This window comes from Aliiruegeria lutimaris (assembly GCF_900099935.1).
In the GTDB taxonomy this organism is placed as follows: domain Bacteria; phylum Pseudomonadota; class Alphaproteobacteria; order Rhodobacterales; family Rhodobacteraceae; genus Tropicimonas; species Tropicimonas lutimaris.
The window spans coordinates 68,597-91,522 of sequence record NZ_FNEK01000018.1; the positions used below are offsets into that span (position 1 = coordinate 68,597).

27 protein-coding genes are annotated in these 22,926 nt (G+C 63.7%); 12 read left to right on the top strand and 15 right to left on the bottom strand.

What is annotated here, in order from left to right:
* Positions 1-21: 21 nt before the first annotated feature.
* On the bottom strand, positions 22-525 hold the full coding sequence (locus tag BLR85_RS10500; RefSeq protein WP_139188356.1) for a hypothetical protein: 504 nt from the start codon (positions 523-525) through the stop codon (positions 22-24).
* A 342-nt stretch (positions 526-867) separates the two neighbouring features.
* Between BLR85_RS10500 and infC the strand changes: the two genes are divergently transcribed.
* Together infC and BLR85_RS10510 are read left to right on the top strand one after the other, a co-directional pair.
* Entirely contained in the window at positions 868-1,326 is a 459-nt protein-coding gene (infC, locus tag BLR85_RS10505; protein WP_244520689.1) for a translation initiation factor IF-3, read from the top strand.
* A 132-nt stretch (positions 1,327-1,458) separates the two neighbouring features.
* On the top strand, positions 1,459-2,145 hold the full coding sequence (locus BLR85_RS10510) for a DUF938 domain-containing protein (protein WP_212635059.1): 687 nt from the start codon (positions 1,459-1,461) through the stop codon (positions 2,143-2,145).
* A 3-nt stretch (positions 2,146-2,148) separates the two neighbouring features.
* Here BLR85_RS10510 and rocF read toward each other — a convergent pair whose 3' ends face one another.
* Entirely contained in the window at positions 2,149-3,078 is a 930-nt protein-coding gene (gene rocF / locus BLR85_RS10515; RefSeq protein ID WP_093155153.1) for an arginase, read from the bottom strand.
* Between the two features lie 519 nt (positions 3,079-3,597).
* Between rocF and BLR85_RS10520 the strand changes: the two genes are divergently transcribed.
* Positions 3,598-4,404 carry an SAM-dependent methyltransferase gene (locus BLR85_RS10520; protein WP_244520686.1) on the top strand — a complete coding sequence of 269 codons (807 nt, stop codon included), beginning with the start codon at positions 3,598-3,600 and terminating at the stop codon, positions 4,402-4,404.
* Positions 4,405-4,675: 271 nt separating this feature from the next.
* Here BLR85_RS10520 and BLR85_RS10525 read toward each other — a convergent pair whose 3' ends face one another.
* Positions 4,676-5,101 (bottom strand): hypothetical protein, encoded by a 426-nt coding sequence (locus BLR85_RS10525; protein WP_244520687.1) that lies wholly within the window; start codon positions 5,099-5,101, stop codon positions 4,676-4,678.
* A gap of 311 nt (positions 5,102-5,412) precedes the next feature.
* Here BLR85_RS10525 and BLR85_RS10530 point away from each other — a divergent pair, with 311 nt between their 5' ends.
* A complete protein-coding gene (locus BLR85_RS10530; protein ID WP_093155156.1) occupies positions 5,413-5,964 on the top strand; it encodes an MDR/zinc-dependent alcohol dehydrogenase-like family protein in 552 nt (183 codons plus the stop codon).
* A gap of 85 nt (positions 5,965-6,049) precedes the next feature.
* Positions 6,050-6,967: a hypothetical protein gene (locus BLR85_RS10535; protein ID WP_093155159.1), complete on the top strand. Its 918-nt coding sequence runs from the start codon at positions 6,050-6,052 to the stop codon at positions 6,965-6,967.
* Between the two features lie 27 nt (positions 6,968-6,994).
* On the opposite strand, the gene ureG is transcribed toward BLR85_RS10535, so the two are convergent.
* From ureG to BLR85_RS10590, 11 genes are all read right to left on the bottom strand, one after another.
* On the bottom strand, positions 6,995-7,606 hold the full coding sequence (ureG, locus tag BLR85_RS10540; protein ID WP_093155162.1) for an urease accessory protein UreG: 612 nt from the start codon (positions 7,604-7,606) through the stop codon (positions 6,995-6,997).
* A 33-nt stretch (positions 7,607-7,639) separates the two neighbouring features.
* On the bottom strand, positions 7,640-8,278 hold the full coding sequence (locus BLR85_RS10545; RefSeq protein WP_093155243.1) for an urease accessory protein UreF: 639 nt from the start codon (positions 8,276-8,278) through the stop codon (positions 7,640-7,642).
* Positions 8,268-8,747 (bottom strand): urease accessory protein UreE, encoded by a 480-nt coding sequence (locus BLR85_RS10550; protein WP_093155165.1) that lies wholly within the window; start codon positions 8,745-8,747, stop codon positions 8,268-8,270. Before BLR85_RS10550 ends, BLR85_RS10545 begins: the two co-directional genes overlap by 11 nt.
* A gap of 66 nt (positions 8,748-8,813) precedes the next feature.
* Positions 8,814-9,452: a hypothetical protein gene (locus BLR85_RS10555; RefSeq protein ID WP_170844528.1), complete on the bottom strand. Its 639-nt coding sequence runs from the start codon at positions 9,450-9,452 to the stop codon at positions 8,814-8,816.
* A 46-nt stretch (positions 9,453-9,498) separates the two neighbouring features.
* A complete protein-coding gene (locus BLR85_RS10560) occupies positions 9,499-9,765 on the bottom strand; it encodes a hypothetical protein (protein ID WP_093155171.1) in 267 nt (88 codons plus the stop codon).
* A 184-nt stretch (positions 9,766-9,949) separates the two neighbouring features.
* Positions 9,950-11,659, bottom strand: a complete 1,710-nt coding sequence (gene ureC, locus BLR85_RS10565; protein ID WP_093155174.1) for an urease subunit alpha — start codon at positions 11,657-11,659, stop codon at positions 9,950-9,952.
* Between the two features lie 657 nt (positions 11,660-12,316).
* The gene (locus BLR85_RS10570) at positions 12,317-12,937 is read right to left on the bottom strand and encodes a hypothetical protein (RefSeq protein WP_093155176.1); all 621 of its coding nucleotides are present in this window, start codon (positions 12,935-12,937) and stop codon (positions 12,317-12,319) included.
* A 55-nt stretch (positions 12,938-12,992) separates the two neighbouring features.
* Positions 12,993-13,298, bottom strand: coding sequence for an urease subunit beta (locus BLR85_RS10575; RefSeq protein WP_093155182.1), 306 nt, complete (start codon positions 13,296-13,298; stop codon positions 12,993-12,995).
* Entirely contained in the window at positions 13,295-13,744 is a 450-nt protein-coding gene (locus tag BLR85_RS10580) for a hypothetical protein (protein WP_093155185.1), read from the bottom strand. Before BLR85_RS10580 ends, BLR85_RS10575 begins: the two co-directional genes overlap by 4 nt.
* Positions 13,745-13,751: 7 nt before the next feature.
* Complete coding sequence (locus BLR85_RS10585; RefSeq protein WP_068313709.1) at positions 13,752-14,054, bottom strand: urease subunit gamma; 303 nt, start codon at positions 14,052-14,054, stop codon at positions 13,752-13,754.
* Between the two features lie 8 nt (positions 14,055-14,062).
* Complete coding sequence (locus BLR85_RS10590) at positions 14,063-14,887, bottom strand: urease accessory protein UreD (protein WP_093155188.1); 825 nt, start codon at positions 14,885-14,887, stop codon at positions 14,063-14,065.
* Between the two features lie 186 nt (positions 14,888-15,073).
* Here BLR85_RS10590 and pyrC point away from each other — a divergent pair, with 186 nt between their 5' ends.
* The 3 genes from pyrC (at position 15,074) to BLR85_RS10605 (ending at position 18,640) form a co-directional block, all read left to right on the top strand.
* A complete protein-coding gene (gene pyrC / locus BLR85_RS10595) occupies positions 15,074-16,117 on the top strand; it encodes a dihydroorotase (protein ID WP_093155191.1) in 1,044 nt (347 codons plus the stop codon).
* Positions 16,118-16,230: 113 nt separating this feature from the next.
* Positions 16,231-16,905, top strand: a complete 675-nt coding sequence (locus BLR85_RS10600) for an orotate phosphoribosyltransferase (RefSeq protein WP_093155194.1) — start codon at positions 16,231-16,233, stop codon at positions 16,903-16,905.
* Between the two features lie 217 nt (positions 16,906-17,122).
* A complete protein-coding gene (locus tag BLR85_RS10605) occupies positions 17,123-18,640 on the top strand; it encodes a replicative DNA helicase (RefSeq protein ID WP_093155197.1) in 1,518 nt (505 codons plus the stop codon).
* Positions 18,641-19,147: 507 nt separating this feature from the next.
* Here the strand turns inward: BLR85_RS10605 and BLR85_RS10610 are convergent.
* Positions 19,148-19,567 carry a putative quinol monooxygenase gene (locus tag BLR85_RS10610; protein ID WP_244520688.1) on the bottom strand — a complete coding sequence of 140 codons (420 nt, stop codon included), beginning with the start codon at positions 19,565-19,567 and terminating at the stop codon, positions 19,148-19,150.
* Between the two features lie 429 nt (positions 19,568-19,996).
* Here BLR85_RS10610 and alr point away from each other — a divergent pair, with 429 nt between their 5' ends.
* The 4 genes from alr to BLR85_RS10630 all read left to right on the top strand — a co-directional run.
* Positions 19,997-21,046: an alanine racemase gene (gene alr / locus BLR85_RS10615; protein WP_093155203.1), complete on the top strand. Its 1,050-nt coding sequence runs from the start codon at positions 19,997-19,999 to the stop codon at positions 21,044-21,046.
* Entirely contained in the window at positions 21,043-21,834 is a 792-nt protein-coding gene (locus BLR85_RS10620) for an MlaE family ABC transporter permease (protein WP_093155206.1), read from the top strand. Before alr ends, BLR85_RS10620 begins: the two co-directional genes overlap by 4 nt.
* Positions 21,831-22,577, top strand: coding sequence for an ABC transporter ATP-binding protein (locus tag BLR85_RS10625; RefSeq protein WP_093155209.1), 747 nt, complete (start codon positions 21,831-21,833; stop codon positions 22,575-22,577). Before BLR85_RS10620 ends, BLR85_RS10625 begins: the two co-directional genes overlap by 4 nt.
* 85 nt (positions 22,578-22,662) lie before the next feature.
* Positions 22,663-22,926, top strand: a 264-nt coding sequence (locus tag BLR85_RS10630; RefSeq protein ID WP_139188357.1) for a helix-turn-helix domain-containing protein, incomplete at its 3' end; no start/stop codon positions are given.

Consider the following 22,926-nt stretch of genomic DNA (forward strand, 5'->3'; position numbering starts at 1 on the left):
GAAGGGCGACGCCGCAGGGGATTACATGCCAAGCGCGCCGCGCGCCTGCTGAAGCGCTGCGTCAAGCAGTGCCGGGTTGGACTGCGCCTGCTCCAGAGCGGTCTCGAGCGTCATTTTCTCCATCTCGGACAGCCTGGAAGAGTCGATGAGACTGGTGGCGGTGGACAGGTCAAAACCTTCGGTGGTCAACGCATCGGAATCGCCGGTCTCGGTCTCGGCGGTCTCGGTCTCGGTTGCTTCGGCTTCTGCAGCCTCGGTGGTCTCGGTTTCGGTGGCCTCGGCTTCCGCCGCTTCGCTCGTTTCGGCTTCCTCAGACTCCGCCGCCTCGGCTTCGGCCGCCTCGGTAGCTCCCGTAGCCTCGGCTGCAGCGGCATCGGCGGCCTTGTTCACTTCTTCGGTCGCCGACTTCAGGACGTCGCCCACGGAAACCTGTGCAATCTGGTAGCTCTCCGTTACCTCGGCAGCCGCCACGGGCGTGCCCGGCGCTTCGGTGCCAGTCGCCGCCGACGCAATCGTCGCCGGCATCAGGACCGCACTTCCAGCGAAAAGTCCAAACAAGGCGCATCCGGAAATATTTTTCTTCTGCAAAAAATCATCCTTCCCAAAAAGAATCACCAACGCGGCGATACCGGTCAAAGCATGCCACCTTCAGGCAACAGGGCAAGGATGGCGCACACAAACGGTTCGAATCCGCGAATTTCCGTGGAGATCGCTTGAAAGATCCGGGTTTGGCAGCTACTTTCCGCCAACTTTTCTCGCAATGACAGAAGGACCTACGTCATAGCCCGCAGACCTCATAACGCGCCGCCCCAGCGTGACACCGGCCCCCGCGTCAACGGACGCATCCGGGCCAATGAAATCCGCCTTATTGGCCCCGAGGGCCAGAATGTTGGCGTGGTTTCTCCCGCTCGAGCCATGGAACTGGCCGAACAGGTGGGCCTGGATCTCGTCGAGATCTCGCCGAATGCCAATCCTCCGGTCTGCAAGATCATGGATTTCGGCAAATACAAATACGAAACCCAGAAGCGCGAGTCCGAAGCGCGCAAGAAGCAGAAGACAATCGAGGTGAAGGAGGTGAAATTCCGCCCCAACACCGACACGCACGACTATGACGTCAAGATGCGCAACGTCATCCGCTTCCTGGAGAACGGCGACAAGGTGAAGGTCACCCTGCGTTTCCGTGGCCGCGAGATGGCGCACCAGAACCTCGGCCGCGAGCTGCTGGAACGGGTTGCCGAGGATATAAAGGAACTGGGCAAGGTCGAGAACATGCCCAAGATGGAAGGCCGGCAGATGGTCATGATGATCGGACCGATTGCCAAGTAGCGCCTTCCAGGCGAACCGGCGGGTCAACCGCTTGCGCCAGAAGATTTCCCGCCGGGTGCCAAGACATTCGGCGGAACGGCAGGACCCCGGCATCGGTGGCCCTGCCGTTTTTGGTTTCAAACCGGTAATGCGATGACCTCTGACAGAGACGGCAAGCGCCACACGGCGCGCTATACCCGCGAAATGCACGGCGCCGGGGCGGATGAACGGTTGGACTCGCGGGTTTTTCACCGCAACGCCCCGCCGATCATCGCCATGCTGAGCCAGTACCTGTTGGGGAGCACCGGCACCGTGTTGGAGATCGGCGCAGGCACCGGGCAACACGCCGCCGCCTTTGCGCTCGCCTTTCCGACGCTGGACTGGGTACCTTCGGACCCCTATCCGGATCACCTTGCCTCGATCCGCGCGTGGCGCCGGGAACTGCACCAGCGCGACGGGAGCGCAATCGAACTCGACGCCGCCGAAGACTGGGCGCGCCTCGCGGCGGTCCAAGCACTCGGTCCCCTTGCGGGCATCTATGCCGGAAATGTCACTCATATCGCTCCCTGGGCCGTGACCGAAGGCATCCTTGCCGGTGCAGGCAGATGCCTTGCACCGGAGGGGAAGCTCTTTCTCTACGGGCCGTTCCGGGAGGGAACCGAGTATTTCGGTGAAGGAAACCGGCGCTTCGACGCCGGCCTGCGGGCCGACAACGCCGATTGGGGCTTGCGCGACATGAACCATATCGAGGCGTTTGCGCGCGGCCACGGGCTGCACCCGACCGCGCGCCATGCGATGCCGGCGAACAACCACCTGCTGGTGCTGACCCGCCGGCCCTAGCGGTCAGAAGCTGCGGGTCGGACGGTCGAGCACCTGCCGGCCGAACAGGCTCGCCGTCAGGTCGACCATGAGCCGCGCTGTCCGCCCCCGGTCGTCGAGGAACGGGTTGAGCTCGACCAGGTCCAACGAACTGACCAGTCCGCTGTCATGCAGCATCTCCATCACCAGATGCGCCTCGCGGAAGGTGGCCCCGCCCGGGACGGTCGTGCCTACCGCGGGCGCGATAGCCGGATCGAGGAAATCCACGTCAAGGCTCACATGCAGCAGGCCGTTTGCCGCCGCGACGCGCTCGAGGAAAGGCGCAAGCAGGCGGGAGATCCCGATCTCGTCGATCGCACGCATGTCATGCGCCTCGACACCGGCGGCGCGCACGAGCCCCCGCTCGCGCGGGTCGACCGAGCGCAAGCCGAGGATGCAGACATTGCCCGGATCCAACACCGCCGGCAAAGGCCGGCCAAGATAGGGCTCGAAGCCCGGCAGGCCGCAGGCAAAGGCAAGCGGTGTGCCATGCAGGTTGCCGCTCTCGGTGGTCTCGAACGTGTTGAAATCGGCATGTGCGTCGAGCCAAAGGACGAATAGCGGGCGCCCCTTCTCATCGGCAACCGCGGCATGGCCCGCGACCGTGCCGAGCGACAGCGAGTGATCGCCACCGAGATAGATCGGGAAGGCCGGGCCGCGCGCCAGCTCACGCGCGGCGGCGAAAAGCGAGCGTGTCCAGCCGGCCACCAATTGCAGGTTCTTTAATCGACCGATATCGGACACCGCGTCCAGCGCCGCCGCCCGGACCGCGTTGCCACGGTCCTCGACATCGAAGCCGAGCGCTTCCAGCTCTTCGACAATCCCCGCCGTACGATAGGCATCCGGCCCCATCAGGCAACCGCGCCGGCCGCTGCCCTCCTCCACCGGGGCCCCCAGCAGAACAATCCTTTCCATGCAATGATCCTGTCTGCCCCTCCTCGCCGGATCCAACCAGCGTGGCTACGGGGGCGTTCGCATTTGCGGGTTTCTAGCCAAGCAGACGCTTCGTGGCAACAGCGCGGCCTCTGGCATTGCTCTGCCCACGCATCACCGTCTGCAAATCGCGCAAGGCCCTCGCATCTCGACTGAATGGCCGGGTCATGTAGAATCGGCCTCAGACAAACCGAAAAAACTTGACCCAGAACTTCGAAGAACGCGGGATCGGACGCCGTGTGGGACAACTTATTCGACATGTTGCTGCGCTGCCTTGTCGGCATCGGACAGCTGACCCTGATCTACACTGACGGACACCGCCACAGCTAAGGGCCGGGTGGAGAGCCGGATGTCACCGTTCGCTTCCATGACCCGCAGCTTGCCCGGAAACTGGTTCTCTCGCCGGAACTTTCGCTCGGAGAGGCTTATGTTGACGGGCGTCTGACGATCGAAAATGACGATCTTCCCGGCCTGCTCACCCTGCTGTTGAAAAGCCGTTGCATGGGGCAGACCAGCCCCGCGATCGAGGCCAACCTCGCCATTCGTCGGGTGCAGCGCCGCGCGGCGCAATTCAATCCTCTGCATCGGGCGAGGGAGAACGTCGCGCATCACTACGACCTGTCCGGCAAGCTCTACGATCTCTTTCTCGACGCGGACCGGAACTACTCCTGTGCCTATTGCCGATCTCCCGAGGCAAGCCTCGAGGAAGCCCAGGCAGAGAAGAAGACGCATATCGCCTCAAAGCTCAATCTCGTTCCCGATATGCGTGTCCTTGATATTGGCTGCGGCTGGGGAAGCATGGCACTGACACTTGCGCAGGATTACGGCGCAAGGGTCGTCGGGGTTACGCTCTCGGCAGAGCAGCACAAGATCGCGAGCCAGCGCGTTCAGGCGGCGGGATTGAACGAACGCGTCGAACTCAGGCTGGCCGATTACCGCACGATTACCGAGAATTTCGACCGTGTCTTCTCAATCGGCATGTTCGAACATGTCGGCGTGCCGCATTACCGGGAGTTTTTCTCCCATCTGCGCGACCGCCTGACCGGGGACGGCGTGGCGCTGGTCCATACGATCGGACGCAACACACCGCCCGGCTCCACCAGCGCATGGATCTCCAATGACATCTTTCCCGGCGGATATATGCCCGCGCTCTCCGAGATGATGGCCGCGGTGGAGAAAGAAAGGCGCTGGGCGACCGATATCGAGGTCTGGCGGTTGCATTACGCGGAAACGCTGCGCCACTGGCGGGAACGTTTCGAGGCGAATATCGTGGCCGCCGAGGCGCTCTACGACAAGAGGTTCTGTTGAATGTGGCGCTATTATCTCGCGGCCTGCGAGATGTCCTTCCGCCATTTCAACTAGGTCGTTTTCCAGGTGCAGCTTGCCCGCCACCGGCAAGCCGTGCCGCTGACCCGAGACTATATCTACGCCGATAGCTGAGGCGCCCCGCAGACCGAGAGCTGGCGGCGCGGCCTTCTTGCGGAACAGTTATAAACGGAAGATGGTCCCGAAAGCGTACCGGCCGGACAAACAATCCTCAGATCGCCTCTCCGGCCGGGTGTCCCCTCCCTGGACCTCGCTACTCGGCCACGACCGGATCTGGCTCGCCGGAGTTACGCTCGGGCAGCATGAAGGCCACCACGATGAACACCACGACCGGGGCAATCCCCAGGGTATCGCCAGGAAGGCCGGTCAGACCTTCGTATTTCGCACCGGGCACTGCTCCCGGCATAATGCTGCCACCAGCGATTGCGTCACGCGCGCCCGTGGACTTCACTGAAGGGTAAGTTGCCATATAGGCTGCGGTGCCAAGCAGACCGCCGACCATAAAGGCCAGCGTTTCCCGGCGACCCGAAGCCGCTGCGACCGGACCGGTGCCGGGGTAGCACCCCGCAAGCGCCCAGCCGATTCCGAGCAACACCCCACTAATAAACACACCGACATAGGCAGTTTTTACCGACATGTGGCCCACATCGACAAGGCCCGCCATCTGTCCAGCAGACATCAACACCGATCCGATGCCAATTGCCAGTAGAATCGTCCACTTCGGGCGAAAAATTCGTAGATTTCAGCATCTTTCCGATGTCATTCGGGCAAAAAACGTCAATCCGGTCCAGCACGGCACCGAAAGCCGCAGCAGTCATGAGTGCCAGAATGATTTCCATCTCGCACCCGTCGTGCCGGCTCACCCACCTCCGCCATCGCGGACAGGAAACTGCATCGGTTCGACATACCTTGATCCCGGTCGGGACTCGCGGATTGCTACGGCCAGCGCTTGCCCGTATCCAAGCAAGGACAAAGGCAGGACGGCAAGACATGCAACAGCAGGACATGATCGACATTCGCGGCTTGCGGTTTCCCGAAGATCGCCGGTTTCTGACGGAAAGAGTCCGGGGTGACATGGAGGAAGCAGCGCGGAACGAGGGTATCCTTCGCCGGTTGCAGAGCCTGGCCAAGCCAACGGACCGCGCGCTGGTGCTGGGAGACGGTTTCGGCCTGCTTGTCGCGGCACTGGCCGGCCATATCGGCCTGCGCCATGTTCACGTTGTCGAGGCAAACACGGCGCGACGAAACCACCTTCGGCGGGTCTGCGAGCTCAACGGGTTGTTTCGGATGACCTTTTCCGCCGATTTGCCCGCGCCCTTCGTACCGAGCCTGCTGGTCTGCGACCTCTCCGGTTCCGCGAACGAAACGGCCGGCCTTCTCGAAAACGCCCTGTCCGACGGGTTGCGCGGCGCGCTCGTCCGGCTTTCGGACCGGTTCGACTGCGCATCGACCGTTCTGCCGCGGCTCCTTGCGACGGGCCTGCATTACTATCCCAGGCAATCCTGTGCAGATGTGTTATGCTTGCTGCGGAAATGGAATTGATTTCAGTGCCCTCGCAGGCGCAATATCAGGGCACGTAGTGCCGCGGGACACTCCGAGCCGCCCGCGCAGGAAACGGAACCGACAGATGGAAATGATCCGTCCGCCAACCACGCCAGCCGGCCCGCAGAGGCTGGACTCCGATCTCGTCCAATGGCGAGAGCGGCTGGATGCGCATGGCGAGCTTCACGGCTATCACAGGGTTCTGGACTCACAGCATGGCGCCCTCTTTACCGAGGATGACGACATCCTGCTGGTCAGCTTCGAGCCCGCAGAACAGATGCGCGCCGGACCGACCGGCCTGCCGGCAGCGCTCGGTGTCGCCGGGCGCGCCGGATGGTCCCAACTCTGCCTCTATTGCGAAGGCGACAGCTTCTTTCGCTCCGAGGCCGTTTTCGGCTTCTTCGACGAATTGGTCGATAACGGATTTTTCGACCGTTTCGACCACGTGGTTTTTACCGGCGCGGGCCCCTGTGGCTATGCCGCCGCCAGCTATTCCGTCACGGCCCCGGGCGCGAGCGTGGTGTTGATTCGCCCGCTGGCGACGCTCGATCCGGCCCGTGCGGGATGGGACCACCGCTACCCGGCCCTGCGCCGCACCGACTTCACCAACCGCTACGGTTACGCGCCGCAGATGCTGGAAGCGGCCAGCGCCGCCTTCATCCTGTTCGATCCGGAAGTGCCCGCCGACGCGATCCATGCCTCGCTGTTCAACCTGCCGCCCGAGAACCTGTTCCAATGCCGCCATTTCGGCCCCGCGCTCGAACGCGACCTGGCGCAGATGGGCATTCTGGATCCGCTGCTTCTGGCGGCCGGCCGCGAAAAACTCGACTCGGCGGCATTCCACCGGCTCTTCCGCAAACGGCAGGAATATCGGCCGTACCTGCACCGGGTGCTGAATCGCCTGAGGTCCGAAAAGCGCGCCGGATTGTGTCGCCATTGGGCCAACGGCATCCGGGCACAACTCACCCCTGAAGCGCCGAAAAGAGCCGCATCAGGCGGTTAGTGGCTCGCGAGCCGAAGCCCGCGCTGCTCAGAACCCGCCCTGCTCGCGGATAAAGGCCGCGATCTCCGCCACGCCCTGCCCGCTGCGCAGCGCCGCCATCACGTGGGGACGCCCGTTGCGCGCGGCCTGCGTGTCGGCCTCCAACTGTGCCCGGTCCACCCCGACATGCGGGGCTAGGTCGGTCTTGTTCACGATCAAAAGGTCCGAGCGCGTCAGCCCCGGCCCCTTCTTGCGCGGAATATCCTGCCCGGCGGCGGTGTCGATCACGTAGAGCGTCACGTCGGCCAGTTCCGGGCTGAAAGTCGCGGCGAGGTTGTCGCCGCCGGATTCGATCAGCACGAGATCGAGATCGGGGAAATCCTTCACCAGCGCATCGATGGCGGCGAGGTTGATCGAGGCATCCTCCCGGATCGCCGTATGCGGGCAGCCGCCGGTCTCCACCCCGCGCACCCGCTCGGAAGGCAGCACCTGCGCCCGCATCAGGTAATCGGCATCCTCGCGCGTGTAGATATCGTTGGTCACAACGGCCATGGACAGCTCGCCCGCCAGCGCGCGGCAGAGTTGCTCGGTCAGGGTCGTCTTGCCGGCGCCGACCGGCCCGCCAATGCCGACGCGAAGAGGTCCGTTGGGGTTGGGCATGTGGTTCTCCGTCCTGATCTTCTTGCTTTTAGGTCAGCTCTTGAAGAGCCGCACTTCCATTTCCTCGTGGCGCATCGCCGCCATATCCGCGCCGAAAGCCGCGCCGCCGATCTCGTCCAGGGACGCCTTGGCCGCAATCTCGGCCAGTTCCACGATCTTCGGCTTCAGCCGGGCCAACACGCCCTGTCCAGCCGTCTGTCCAAGCGGGACGAAGCGAACCCCGACCGAGACAAGGTTGGAAACGAAGGCGTGCAGGTAGAGTGCCGCCACCTGTTCGGGCCCCAGCCCCAGGTTGGCCGCGGCCACGCCGACAGCCACCGGCAGGGGTTGCTCAGGCCGGTCCGTCCCCTTGAGCGCATTCACCGTGCGCACGAAGGCCGCGCCCTGCTCGCGCGTCTCCATCCAGCGTTCGCGCGAGGCCGAGAGCGCCTCCGCCAGCGCCGCGAGGTCGCCGGCCGCCGGCGTGCCCCGCATTGCGTGGCACAGCAGGATTGCGTCGCTGCGCCCTGCACCGTGCTGCAGAACCGATCCCAGCCAGGCTTCCAGCGCCTGGGCATCGGATACCTGCCCGGCCTCGATCGCCGCCTCGAGCCCGTGCGAATAGGCAAACGCCCCCAGCGGAAAGGCGGGGGAGAGCCATTGCGTCAGCTCAAGAATCGCCTCAGTGCTCATGATGGTGGTGCCCGTCATCCCCATGCGAATGGCCAAGCGTGCGACCGTGCCCATAGGCGCCGCCTTCGGGCGAGAAGGGCTCGGTGACATGCCTCACCTGCGCGCCCAACCCCTTCAGCATCGCCGCAAGGACATGATCGTCACGGATCAGAAGACGGTCTTCCTCGATCCGGCAGGGCGTGTGGCGATTGCCGATATGCCAGGCCAGGCGGGCAAGATCGGCGCTGGAAATGGCCAGCAACGGCTCGTCTTCGGCAATCACACCGACGAGCCCGCCACCCTCCAGAACAAGCGCATCGCCGTCTTCGAGCGACACCGTCTCGGGCAAGTCGACAAGCACCGCCTGCCCCGCCGCCGTCTCCAACCGCTTGCGCCGCAGGAACCGCCCTTCATAGTCCAGCCGGACGTGATCGGTCGCCTGCCCCCCTGCGCCGCGGCGAATTTCCAGCGCGCGTTCCGGTTTGCTCATCACCACTCCTGCCTTTTTCATGACCGGTCTTATCTAGCCGCCGCCCTGCAGCATGTGAAGGGCCGATCAAGGCATCTGAAGGCTGAAAGCCAACGGGGCAAACGCGATCGCACCGGAATCCGGATCCATCCGCGCCACCTCGACCGACAGGCCCAGGTCCGGCAGGTGAATCATCATCGAGGTGAAATACTCTTCGTCCCAGCTATAGGTGATCAGCATCGGGAACCCCGAATAGCGGCAACCGGCTATGTCGATATCATCGATGCCACCGGTACGTAGCTCGATATGCTCTTCTTCCGGCTCGGTGTCGTCGGCAAAGGTATTCACGGCCGTTAGCGACATCTGGATATCGGGCTGAACCGGCAGCCGGTCATAGAGCCCCGGCGGGAAGCGGCTGACGATCCGGCTTTCCGGGATTTCCCTGTCGCCGTCCAGGTCCACCTCGTCAATGATGAAGACGCCACCCATAGAAATCATGCGGAACTCGCCCTCGCCATCGGGATAGCGCGTGGTCTCCTGCACCATGCCGGCGCCGAGCCAGCGCAGCTCCACCGTCCCCTCATCGGGATAGGCAACATAGACCGTTGCACCGCTCTCAAGATCTGCCCGTGTCGGACATTGCGCCGAAGCCGACGCAGCGCCGGCAAGCGCAACACATCCGATAATCGCCAGTGACCGCATCCAAAGCCCCAATGGACCGTTCACCGGCCCCGTTCCGCGACGCTATCACGCCACATCGGCGGATGCGAGTTCAGCCGGCCGGGATTTCGCGTTGCTTGCTGTCGCGCCCCTCGACGCTCCACTTGAAATGGTCGCGGTAGACATGCGGCAGAATATCGGCACGGGTCATGCCGCGGGCGTCAAGCTCATCGTCGGACAGGCAGGACAGCGCTTCGATAGCCTCGATCCGCGACTCGTGCCGACGCCCCGCGACCATCATTTCCCAGAGGCCGCGCAACGGGGCGAGAAGCACTTGATACACAGGGATCGGTTTGCGGGCGTTTGCTTTCTCCACCATGTGCAGCACTCCTGTAGCGACTTTGTTTCTGCGTTGCAGCATTTCTTAATCCCATCACCGCAAGAGTACCAGAGCTTTTGCAAGGCGCCTCCGCTCCGCAGCCGCGCGCGCAGCGCGCGCCATCCCCAACGGGAGGCGCGCATCCTTGATGCGCAACCGACGGGCGGGAGCGCCCTTGCGCCGGTCAGAACAGGAAGTAACGCTGCGCCATCGGCAATTCGCTCGCCGGCTCGCAGGTCAGCAACTCGCCATTGGCCCGCACCTCGTAGGTCTCCGGGTTGACCTCGATCTCGGGCATCGCGTTGTTCATCACCATGTCGGCCTTGCCGATATTGCGGGTATTCTCGACCGCCAGCGTATCCTTGGCCAACCCCAGCGTGTTCTCGATCCCGTCCGCCTTGGCCGCTTCGGAGACGAAGGTGACGGCGGAGCGCTCGACCGAACGACCATAGGCACCGAACATCGGGCGGGTATAGACCGGCTGCGGCGTCGGGATGGAAGCATTCGGGTCTCCCATCTGCGCAACGACAATCGTGCCACCGAGCAGCACCATTTCCGGTTTCACACCGAAGAAGGCGGGCGACCAGAGCACGAGATCGGCCCGCTTGCCCTCATCGATGGAGCCGATATGGGCCGAAAGCCCGTGCGCAATCGCCGGGTTGATGGTGTATTTCGCGACGTAGCGCTTCACACGTACGTTGTCATTGGCGCCGCTTTCCTCTGCCAGCCGCCCGCGCTGCACCTTCATCTTGTGCGCCGTCTGCCAGGTGCGGATGATTACCTCGCCCACGCGGCCCATCGCCTGGCTGTCCGAGGCGATGATCGAGAAGGCCCCCATGTCGTGCAGGATATCCTCGGCCGCGATGGTCTCCTTGCGGATCCGGCTCTCGGCAAAGGCCACGTCCTCGGGAATCGCCTTGTCGAGGTGGTGGCAGACCATGAGCATGTCGAGATGCTCTTCCAGCGTGTTCACCGTGTAGGGCCGTGTCGGGTTGGTCGAGGAGGGAATCACATGGGGCTCGCCACAAACCTTGATGATGTCCGGCGCATGCCCGCCGCCCGCGCCTTCAGTGTGGAAGGCATGGATCGTCCGGCCCTTCATCGCCTTGATCGTGTTTTCGACGAAACCAGACTCGTTGAGCGTGTCGGTGTGGATCATCACCTGCACGTCCATCGCATCGGCCACGCTCAGGCAGCAATCGATGGCGCCGGGCGTCGTGCCCCAGTCCTCGTGCAACTTCAGCGCGCAGGCCCCGCCCTTCACCTGTTCCTCCAGCGCCGCCGGCAGCGAGGCGTTGCCCTTACCGGCAAAGGCAAGATTCATCGGGAAAGCATCGGCCGCTTGCAGCATCCGCCCGAGATGCCACGGCCCCGGCGTGCAGGTCGTTGCCAGCGTGCCGTGCGCGGGCCCGGTCCCGCCGCCGAGCATCGTGGTCAGGCCGGAATGCAGCGCGTCGTCGATCTGCTGCGGGCAGATGAAGTGAATATGGCTGTCGAAACCGCCCGCGGTCAGGATCTTGCCCTCGCCCGCAATCGCCTCCGTGCCCGGTCCGACGATGATGTCCACGCCCGGTTGCGTGTCCGGATTGCCCGCCTTGCCGATCTTGGCAATGCGCCCGTCCTTGAGCCCCACATCCGCCTTGTAAATGCCGCTCACATCGAGGATCAGCGCGTTGGTGATCACCGTGTCCACGGCCCCCTCGGCGCGCGTCGCCTGGGACTGGCCCATGCCGTCGCGGATCACCTTGCCTCCGCCGAATTTTACCTCTTCTCCGTAGGTTGTGAGGTCTTTTTCAACCTCTATGATAAGATCGGTATCGGCCAGCCGGACCCGGTCTCCTGTTGTGGGGCCTAACATCGCGGCATAAGCGGCGCGGGAAATCGTGGCGGGCATATTTCAACTCTCCTGTCGGGACCACCTGAGGGGTGGTTTCAGTCTCTTATCGGGCAGAGGTCCAACGCACGCAGCGGGCGCTCCCGGCCCGCGCCTGTCATTACATCGAACCGCCTATCCCAGCGGTACCCGGTCCGCAGTTCCCCAAAAACGGGAACTTTGCCAAACCGGTGCAAAAGCCGTGTCACATTGCTCTACCGGCAGGCAGATTTCGTCAAATCCTCGGGGGATGGCGGGCACGGTCAATCGAACGTCAAAGGACGCAGAACAGACATCTGCATAAATGCTAGGCAAGAAATGCCCAGTCATTGCCGATCCTCGGCGACATGTAGAAACGAATCGCATTGCCCCGATCCCGCTCGATTCGAGACCAACGGGAATGCGCGGCAGCGGCCATCGGACCGGCGGCATTCTGTTTCACGGAGAATGGCAGAGACGGGTCGCGTCATGCGCGCGCCCGTATTTTGCTCAGCGACGCGGACCCTTCGGATCCCGCACGGGGATCGGAATAGGCTGCGGCACAGGGGCGAGCAATCCAAGAAGGCGGTCGATCAGGTTGAGCAGAGGCATGAGGGCCCTTGTCTGGCAATTGCTGATTACCACACAAGGTAGTCCTTGCGCCGCAAAGCGCAAGGGCCGAATTCATGTCATACGCTATCACGCGTCGTCCTTCTTGGGCGCTTCGGGCGTCGGGCTTGCCTTTTTTGCCGGTGCACGGCGGCGCGGTGCGGGCTTGGCCGCCGCTGTCTTGGCAGCAGGCGTTGCAGCCGCGGCAGGCTTGGCCTTGCGTGCCGCGCGACGACGCGGTTTGTTCGCCGGCGGGGCGGTCTTTGCCTCCTCGATCGGCGCAACGGCGTCGGTCATTCCCTCAGGCGCCTTGGGCTTGGACGGCGCACGGCGGGGCGTGGTCACGGGCTTGGCCGCAACCGGCTTGGCGGCGGGCACCGCCTCTTCGGCCTTGGGCGTTTCGAGCGGCACGACCTTGGCAGAGACCGCGGCCGGCGTTGGCGCCACGGCTTTCGCCTGCACAGCCGCCCCGGCTGCCGGCCTGGGCTCGGCCTTCTCGGCGGCAGGCTTCGCGCCTTTCTGCTTCTTGCCCGACATGCCGGTCGGCGTAAAATACTTCATCACCGCCGGGTCGGGCTTCATCAGGCCGCCGGTCCAGCTATCGGCAAGCCCCATGGACATCCGCATAACCTCGAGCTGCAGCTCGGCCGTGCGACTCCACATGGCCATGCTCGTTCGCAGGTAATCGACGGGCATCATGTATTGGAACATCTCTAAACTCCTTGAATTCCTGTTCGTCCAGAAAACGGGACGGGCGGCCGCGCGGTTACAGCTCTCCCATCACGGCCTGATTGAAACCGAACACCCTGCGCCCGCCCGAGAGCGGCACGAGGGACACTTCCCGGCTCTGGCCGGGTTCGAAACGCACCGCGGTACCAGCGGCGATATCGAGCCGCTGACCCTTGGCGGCCGCGCGGTCGAAATCCAGCGCCGAGTTGGTCTCGGCAAAATGGTAGTGGCTGCCCACCTGCACCGGCCGGTCGCCGGTATTGGCCACCATGAGCACGGTCACATCGCGGCCCTCGTTCAGGGTGATGTCGCCGGGGGCGGTCATGATTTCGCCAGGGATCATCGGTCTTTCTCCTCTTCGGGGCGTGTCTCGTCCTGGATCGCGGCCTGTACCGCGCGCAGGGTTTCTTCGTTTTCCGTATCCAACTGGTCGGCATCCATGTGATCGGCCAGCCGGCGGCGGGGGCCGGTCTCGACGACATCCCCGTCCCAATCGTCGGACTCCTCGCCCTGCGCACCATCGGGGTCGCGCATATAGGCATAGAGATCGCCGCCGAAATAACCGAGCAGGCCGCCCGACACTGCCATATAGGCTGAGCTGTTTGCCCCCACGAGCGCCGTGGCAATCGCGGCCAGCAGCAGCATTAAGCCGAAACTGAGGATACGCAGCTCCATCGCATCGAGCCGCAGATCGAACAGGTCCGTCTTCTTCAGCCACGCGGACAGTGGCCCCTCGACATACAATGTCAGGAACCCGGCTAGCAGGGAGAAGACGAAACTGGCGATCATGGCGGCCTCAGCGGATCGGGTGGTGCACGGTCACGAGCTTCGTGCCGTCCGGGAAAGTTGCCTCGACCTGCACCTCGTGGATCATGTCGGCGATTCCGTCCATGCATTGCGCGGCAGTGACCACATGGGCGCCGGCTTCCATCAGCTCGGACACCGGGCGTCCATCCCGCGCCCCCTCGACAACGAAATCTGTGATCAGCGCGATTGCCTCGGGATGGTTGAGCTTCACGCCGCGCTCCAGCCGGCCACGCGCCACCATCGCGGCGAGACTGACCAGGAGCTTGTCTTTTTCACGGGGTGTCAGGTTCATCTCTTTCCTCAGATTTGCCAGACGCGCGGCGGAACCGTGCCCCTGATATGTGTCAACAGCTTGACCATCTGCCGCCGCAGTGGCCAGGCGTCGCGCGCCATCAGACGCACCAGGCAGCGCCCGTCCCAGCCGGAGGCCTCCGCCGAAACACCCGGCTCGTCGAGCAGGCGCCGCACCGACCCGAGCGCGTCTTCCGCCCCCGGCGCCACCAGCGCCAGAAGCGCGACCGCACGCGCATCGCCCAACATCGCCGGATTGCCCGCCATGGCAAGCCCCGCGCGATCAAGCCGCACGCTGTCGACCAGCACCGGCCGGCCATAACGCAGCACCTCGCGGCGATCGGTCAGCCGCATCTGTCGGACCGTCTCGCCCATTGCCGCCCGGCCAAGAACCAGCGTCTCGCAGAACAGAAGGCGGGCATCTCCGTCAAGCTCGATCCGCGTCCGGCGATCCATCGACGAGCGGTCGAACAGGATTGTCTCCTGCGGCAACCAGTCGAGCGAGGCCCCCGCACCGGCCGACAGATGACACAGGACCGCCGCCGCGCCGCCCGAGGACTCGTAGGCCCGCTCGGCGGTCTGCGTCGTCCCGGTCACCTGCCCGCCAGCGGCCAGATCCAGGCGAAACTCCAGCTGATCGCCCCCGGTCAGGCCACCGGCCGTGTTCAGGAACACCACCTCCGGCGGGCCCGGCACCTGCGGCAGCATCGCCTTCGCACAACCCGATTGATGCAGGTCCTTCAGCCGTGTCCGGCCGCCACTGAAGGCAAACCCGACCCGGGCACTGCCGCGAGCGCGCTGAAGTTTCCGATCTGTCGGTTCGATGTCGAACATTGGGTGCCTATAAATCTCGACGGACACTAACGTGAAGCACCAAATGCTGCAATGCAGCATGGTGCAATCTCCCCCTTCGATGCTCAATTTTCCGCTCACTGCTTGAATTTCAGGCAAGCGATCCGGCCAATTGCAGCCGGTCGCGCTCTGGTATCACCGCAAACGCTGGGCTAAGCCTTCCTCATCATGACCCAGACCCTGACGCTCCGCCGCCCCGACGACTGGCACCTGCACCTGCGCGATGGCGCGGTCCTGCAGGCTGTCCTCCCTGACACCGCACGCGATTTCGCCCGCGCGATCATCATGCCGAACCTGGTGCCGCCCGTCGTAACTTCCGCCGACGCAATGGCCTATCGCGACCGCATCCTTGCCGCACTGCCGGAAGGGGCGGATTTCACGCCGTTGATGACCCTCTACCTGACCGAAGCGACGGACCCGGCAGACGTGATCGCCGCCCACGCCTCGGGCATGATCACCGCGGTCAAGCTCTACCCGGCCGGCGCCACGACCAACTCTGCCTCCGGCGTGCGCGATTTCGACAAGGTCCGCGGCGTTCTGGAAGCCATGGCCGAGGCGGGCGTTCCGCTCTGCGTGCATGGTGAGGTCACCCGCGCCGAGGTCGACATCTTCGACCGCGAAGCGGTGTTCATCGACGAGGTGCTGGACCCGATCCGCCGCAAGACACCCGGCCTGAGGGTGGTCATGGAGCATATCACAACCTCGGACGCCTGCGACTATCTCCGCTCGAGCGACGGCTCGCTGGGCGCCACGATCACCACCCACCACCTGATGATCAACCGCAACCACATCCTCGTGGGCGGTATCAAACCCCATTACTACTGCCTGCCCGTCGCCAAGCGCGAAAGCCACCGCGAGGCGCTGGTCGAACTGGCCACTTCCGGATTCGAGCAAGTCTTTCTCGGCACAGACTCGGCCCCGCACACGCAGGCCAACAAGGAATGCGCCTGCGGCTGCGCCGGCGTCTACTCTGCCCCGGTCACCATGCCCTGCCTCACGCAAGTCTTCGACGAGGCGGGTGCCCTGGACAGGCTCGAAGCCTTCGCCTCGCTGAACGGCCCGGCCTTCTACGGCATGGCCCCGAACGCGGAGACCATGACCCTCGAAAAGGGCGATGCGCTGGATACCCCGGCCCCGCTGCAAACCGGCGACGGCCCCATCGTGGTCTTCGATCCGGGCAAACCCGTGCTCTGGCGGGTGCAAAGGGACTAGCCTTTTCTTCTGACCGGAAATATCCCCGCCGGAGGCAAGAAGACTCACGTCCCGCCAGAAGATTTCATGCCTCCGGCGGGGATATTTTTAGAAAGATGAAGAAAGGGCCCGAAATGATCCCGACGACCCATCCCGATGACGCGACCATGGCCCGGATCTCGGCCGGCATGCTGCTGGAGATCGGCGCGGTGCATTTCAACGCCTCAGAGCCTTTCACTCTCGCCTCAGGCCTGCCCTCGCCCACCTATATCGACTGCCGCAAGCTGATCTCCTATCCGCGCATCCGTTCGACGCTGATGGATTTCCTGACTGCAAAGGTGATGCGCGACGCCGGCTTCGAGGCCTTTACCAATATCGCCGGAGGCGAAACCGCGGGCATCCCCTTCGCCGCGCTGGTGGCCGAGCGGATGGGCCTGCCGATGACCTATGTCCGCAAGAAGCCCAAGGGCTATGGCCGCAACGCCCGTATCGAGGGTGTCATGGGCGAACAGGACAGGGTTCTGCTGGTCGAGGACCTGACGACCGATGGTGGCTCAAAGCTGAGCTTCGTCGATGCGATCCGCGACACCGGCGCGTCCTGTGCGCATACGGCCGTGATCTTCTATTACGGCATTTTCCCCGAGACGATCAAAACGCTCGGCGATCACGGCGTCAGCCTGCACAGCCTGTGCACCTGGCATGACGTGCTGGCGGAGGCCCGGCGGCAGCAGGCATTCGATTCGCACACCCTGAGCGAAGTCGAGGCCTTCCTGAACGATCCGAGGGCGTGGCAGGCCGCCAGGAGTTGAACGAGCGCGGCGCGTCGTCACGCGCGGCGGGAAATTGCCGACGAGAAATTTCCCGCCTCCTGGTCGACTTTCTGCCAGATGTTGACGGATGGCGCCACACTAACACAATATGGGGTGAGCTCCGTCCACCCACAATTTGTCCACAAGTTTATACATTTTGACCGGGCCACTGGCGGATCTGTATGACACGGGGATACGAAAAACGGGCAGTGCAGTGATGAATGAACTGACGGCGGTGGGCGAGGCCGTACCGGAATTGGCAGCGCGGGCAAGCACGGGCAGTGCAGTGGAGCAGATAGCTCCCCATAATATCGAGGCCGAGCAGCAGCTGCTGGGCGCGATCCTGACGAATAACGATGTATTCGACAGGGTCGCGTCCGTTATCACCGAGGAGCATTTCTATGACCCGGTGCATGCGAAGATTTACGAGGTCGCCAAGGCGCGCATCGCCAAGAACCTGCAGGCAACGCCGGTCACGCTGAAAGCGTTTCTCGAGGATCACCCCGGGCTGCAGGAGCTCGGTGGGCCAGCCTATCTTGCGAAGCTGGCCGGCAACGCCATCGCCAGCTTTGCCGCTGGAGACTACGCCCAGATCATCTACGACCTCGCCATCCGCCGCGAACTGATGGCGCTCGGCAAGAATATCGCCGCCCAGGCCGCAAATGTGGATGTTGAATCCGAGCCGCGCGAACAGATCGTGCAGGCCGAACAGGCGCTCTACAAGCTGGGCGAAGCCGGCAAGAGCGATACCGGTTTCCAGAGCTTCCTCAAGGCGGTCACCGATGCCGTGCAGATGGCCCATGCTGCCTACCAGCGCGAAGGCGGGCTCGCCGGCATCTCGACCGGGCTGAAAGATCTCGACAAGAAACTCGGCGGGCTGCACCCCTCGGACCTGCTGATTCTCGCCGGCCGCCCCTCCATGGGCAAGACGTCGCTGGCCTGTAACATCGCCTTCAACATCGCCAAGGTCTACAAGCGCGGGCTGCGTCCGGACGGGCGCGAAGGCGCGGTGAATGGAGGCGTGGTGGGCTTCTACTCGCTCGAAATGTCGGCCGAACAGCTTGCTTCGCGGATCCTGTCCGAAGCCTCGCGCATTCCTTCCCACAAGATCCGCCGCGGCGACATGACGGAGGAGGAGTTCCGCCGCTTCGTCTCCGCCGCCAAGGATCTGGAAGCCTGCCCGCTCTTCATCGACGACACGCCGGCCCTGCCGATCTCGCAGCTGGCCGCCCGCGCACGCCGTCTGAAACGAACCCACGGGCTTGATGCGCTTTTCATCGACTACCTCCAGCTCGTCCGCCCTGCCACGGCCAAGGACAGCCGGGTTAACGAGGTGTCGGAAATCACCCAAGGTTTGAAAGCCATCGCCAAGGAGCTGAACATCCCGGTCATCGCGCTCTCGCAGCTCTCGCGCCAGGTGGAGAACCGCGACGACAAGCGTCCACAGCTCTCGGACCTGCGGGAATCGGGCTCGATCGAGCAGGACGCGGACGTGGTGATGTTCGTCTACCGGGGCGAATACTACAAGGAACGCGAGAAGCCGCCCGAGAACGACACCGAACGCATGGCCGCCTGGATGGAGGAGATGGAGTCGTTGCACGGCAAGGCCGATGTGATCATCGGCAAGCAGCGTCATGGCCCCATCGGCGACGTCTCGCTGGCCTTCGAGGGCGAGTTCACCAAGTTCAGCGATCTGGTGCAGCCCTGGCAGCAGGATGGCGACGGGTATCAGTAATCCGAACGGATGGTGCATGGGCCACGGCGCTTCCCCGAAGCCGGGCACGGCACGAAGGATGATACCGAACCGCGGCCAGGGTCAGCAATTCCGACCCGACAGTCAGCTGAGGCTATCGATCAGATGTTCGGTGGTTTGATAGGAAAGCGCCCGTTCGCTGTCCTTTCTGCTCCGGCAATCCGAAACGCTTGCAGAATTCCAACGACGCGTTTGAGGTCCGAACAGCGAATCCCGGGGGGATCCGTGCTCCCCTTCTGCGAATTGAAAGCGACGCGTATATGTGCCGGAGCCGCTGCTCGGTCATCCGGCACGAGAAAGAGTAAAATGCAAAACGGGGAACAGCCCCGCCGGCCACCAACATGGATCGGATCGGTATTGGCCGTAAGACTGAATGCACCCGCGTCAGGAGGCAAGCCACTTCAACAAATTCGTCACGCAATTCACCCCGACGCAGGAGCTGTAACGTTCAGGCGGCACCTCGCAACGGTCGCGCAAGAACCATTGATTTCAGCGAGCGAATCCGCTGATCTGCGGCATGAATGTCGGCGAAAATGGCGCAAGCACTTCCTTCAGGTCGTCGCCCGCCGGCCCATATACCGCGACCGAGGTGATCGAGAAGGTCTGCATGAACTCTTCGGCGAAGTTGGCACCGAAATTGCCCATATGCGTCATCGCGGCCGCATTGTCGGCGTAGCGTTCCGAGATATGCACCTGATCGCCATCGCCCATGTAGTCGTAGACGAGAGCACCTGGCTCGTTCGCCTGCGTCGCGGCGACCATCCGATCCAGAAGCGGCTTCACCGCGTCTGCCTGGCCGGCATTGACCGTCATCGTGATGTGCCAATGCACGTCATCCGCACTTTGGCCCTCGGCAAAAGCAGCTCCCGCAGCAAGGGCAGCTATGGCGACTGTTGGAAAAAGTTTCATTGTATGGTCCTTATGAATAGATCCAGCAAGGGTGGAGTATACACCGCCGCAAATCAACCTTTGGTAGTCCGGGCCACTCAAACACACCTGTCGGCATCCAGCGCTGTGCACAGGTCCAACAATCCCGAAAACGCCACACAGATTTGGGGTTCGGCCGGATGGCGACAACGTCTGTGACGGGAGCTTCCATCGGAAATCAGTACCAACCCACCAATGGGACCAAGGTTTCGAGCATCGAACCAATCGGACTAGCCGTCGAGCCTTTGAAGCGGACAATCGCACGCTCCCTTCAATGGAGCGTTTTGGTAGAAGTCCGCCACCCGAGCGAGACGGGTCCTTGTGACCAGCGCAGTCCTCCGGACGCATCTCATCCCCCGAACCCGAGCGTTTCCCCTTGACCTCCCGCACCGGAATGGCAGAACCGACCCCATGGCGACTGGTACTCTCACGATTGATCTCGACGCGATTGCCGCGAACTGGCAAGCGCTGAATTCCCTCTCCGGCGATACGGTTGAAACCGGCGCCGTGGTCAAGGCAGATGGCTATGGGCTGGGTGCGGCCCGTGCCGCACGGACACTCGCACGCGCAGGCGCGCGGAAATTCTTCGTGGCTGCGGCCGAGGAAGGCGCGGCGGTGCGCGAAGCGCTTGGGCGCGGGCCGGATATCTTCATCTTCGGCGGGCATATGGCGGGCGACACGGAAATGATCCACGATCTGGATCTGGTGCCGATGCTCAACTCCATCGACCAGCTCACCCGCCATTTCGAAGCCCTGCCCGGCGCCGCTTTCGGCATCCAGCTCGACAGCGGCATGAACCGGCTCGGCTTGGAGCCAGCGGAATGGGCGGCGGTTTCGGAGCTTGCAGTTTCCCAATCCCCGAAGCTCATCATGAGCCACCTGGCCAGCGCCGACGAGCCCGACTCGCCCCAGAACGCCGACCAACTCCGCCAGTTCCGCGAGATGACCGACGGGCTGGACGTGCCCCGCTCGCTCTCGGCCACCGGTGGCACGCTGCTCGGCCCGGACTATCATTTCGACGTCACCCGCCCCGGTATCGGCCTCTATGGCGGCCTGCCCTTCGCAGAGGCGAAACCGGTCGTCCGGCTCTCCCTGCCGGTGATCCAGACCCGCCTCGTCGCGCCGGGCGAGACCGTGGGCTATAACGCGACCTGGAGCGCGCCGGAAGAAAAACTGATCGCCACGGTCGCCGCCGGTTACGCGGACGGGATCCTTCGGGCGATTTCGAACAAGGCCGATCTCTATTTCAACGGCACCCCCTGTCCCATTGTCGGCAGGGTCTCGATGGACCTCATCACGGTCGACATCTCGGCCCTGGGCGAAGTCCCGCCCGCACTCGACATCCTGTGTGCGGAACAGGGCGTAGACGATCTTGCAAACGCCGCCGGAACCATTGGCTACGAGATCCTCACCTCGCTCGGCGCTCGCTACGAACGCAAGACGATCGGCGGCTTCGCGTGAGCGCGGCCCTGCTGACCCGCCCGCTTGCCGCGATCGGTCGGCCGGTCCTGGCGGGGCTGGCCAGCGTAGGGCGCATGGTGCTGTTTGCCGTCGCGGTCTTCAGCCACCTGTTCCGCCCGCCCTGGTACTGGCGCGAGTTTGCCCATGCGGTGATGACCATCGGCTGGTACTCGCTGCCCGTTGTCGGCCTGACCGCGCTTTTCACCGGCGGCGCGCTAGCGCTGCAGATCTATGACGGTTCCTCCCGCTTCTCCGCCGAGGCCGCCGTTCCCTCCATCGTCGCCATCGGCATGGCGCGCGAGCTTGGCCCCGTGCTCGGCGGCCTCATGGTCGCGGCCCGCGTCGCCTCCTCCATCGCTGCCGAGATCGGCACGATGAAGGTCACCGAGCAGATCGACGCTCTGGTCACGCTCTCGACCAACCCGATCAAGTATCTCGCCGTGCCGCGCGTGCTCGCCGCAACGGTGACAGTGCCCGTTCTTGTCGCCGTGGGTGATTCCATCGGCATCATGGGCGGCTGGCTGGTCGGCGTGAACCGGCTGGACTTCAACTCCGCCGCCTATCTCAAGAACACCGTCGACTTCCTGGAGGCCGCCGACGTTGCCTCCGGGGTGGCCAAGGGCGCTGTCTTCGGCTTCCTCGTCGCGCTCATGGGCTGCTACTACGGCATGAATTCGGGCCGCGGCGCCCAAGGCGTTGGCAAGGCGACCAAGCTCGCCGTGGTCTCGGCCTCCGTGCTCATCCTCGGCTCCAACTACATTCTGACGGAGCTGTTTTTCTCGGCATGATCCAGCTCGACAATGTTCATAAGGCCTTTGGCGAAAAACGCGTCCTGCGCGGCGTCACCCTCGAAGTGCCGCGCGGCGAGAGCATGGTCATCATCGGCGGCTCCGGCACAGGAAAATCGGTCGCGCTGAAGTGCATCCTCGGCCTCGTGCGCCCCGATAGCGGCACGATCACGCTGGATGGCCAACCTGTCGACAAGGGTGATCGGGACGATTTCCTCGCCCGTTTTGGCATGCTCTTCCAGGGCGCTGCGCTCTTCGACAGCCTGACCGTCTGGCAAAACGTGGCTTTCCGCCTGCTGCGCGGCAACCAGAAGCTGCCCAAAACACAGGCGCGCGAAATTGCCATCGAGAAGCTGCGCCGCGTCGGGCTGACACCGGAAACCGCCGACCTGTATCCCGCCGAGCTTTCGGGCGGCATGCAGAAGCGCGTGGGCCTCGCCCGCGCCATTGCGGCCGATCCGGAAGTGATCTTCTTCGACGAACCCACCACCGGGCTGGACCCGATCATGGCCGGCGTCATCAACGAACTGATCCGCGAAATCGTGGTCGAGATGGGCGCCACCGCCATGACCATCACCCATGACATGACCTCAGTGCGCGCCATCGCCGACGATGTCGCCATGTTGCATGACGGGGTGATCAAGTGGACCGGGACGGTGGTGGAAATAGACAGCTGCGCCGACCCTTACGTGCAGCAATTCATCCACGGCCGCGCCGAAGGGCCGATCGAGGCGGTACGCTAGAGCGTTTCGCGGCCTATCTGATTCAGGCTTCCCAGATTGGTTGTGATGTGATTCCCTTCTGTTGAGGCAGATATAGGGGTCTCAGATGGGCAAACCACATCCAATAGAGCTACGCGAGCGCGTCGTCGCTTTTGTCGATGAAGGTCACGGGCACCGCGAGGCGGCGCGGCACTTCCGGGTTTCGCCGAGATTTGTGAACGATCTGATTAAGCTGCGGCGGGAAACCGGATCACTGACACCACGACCGCAAGGTAACGGAGGTGGTCACCGCAAACTGGCCGGCGTGACCGGCTGGATTGAGGCGCGCATCGCCGACAAGGGAGAGATCACACTCGGCGAATTGGCAGCG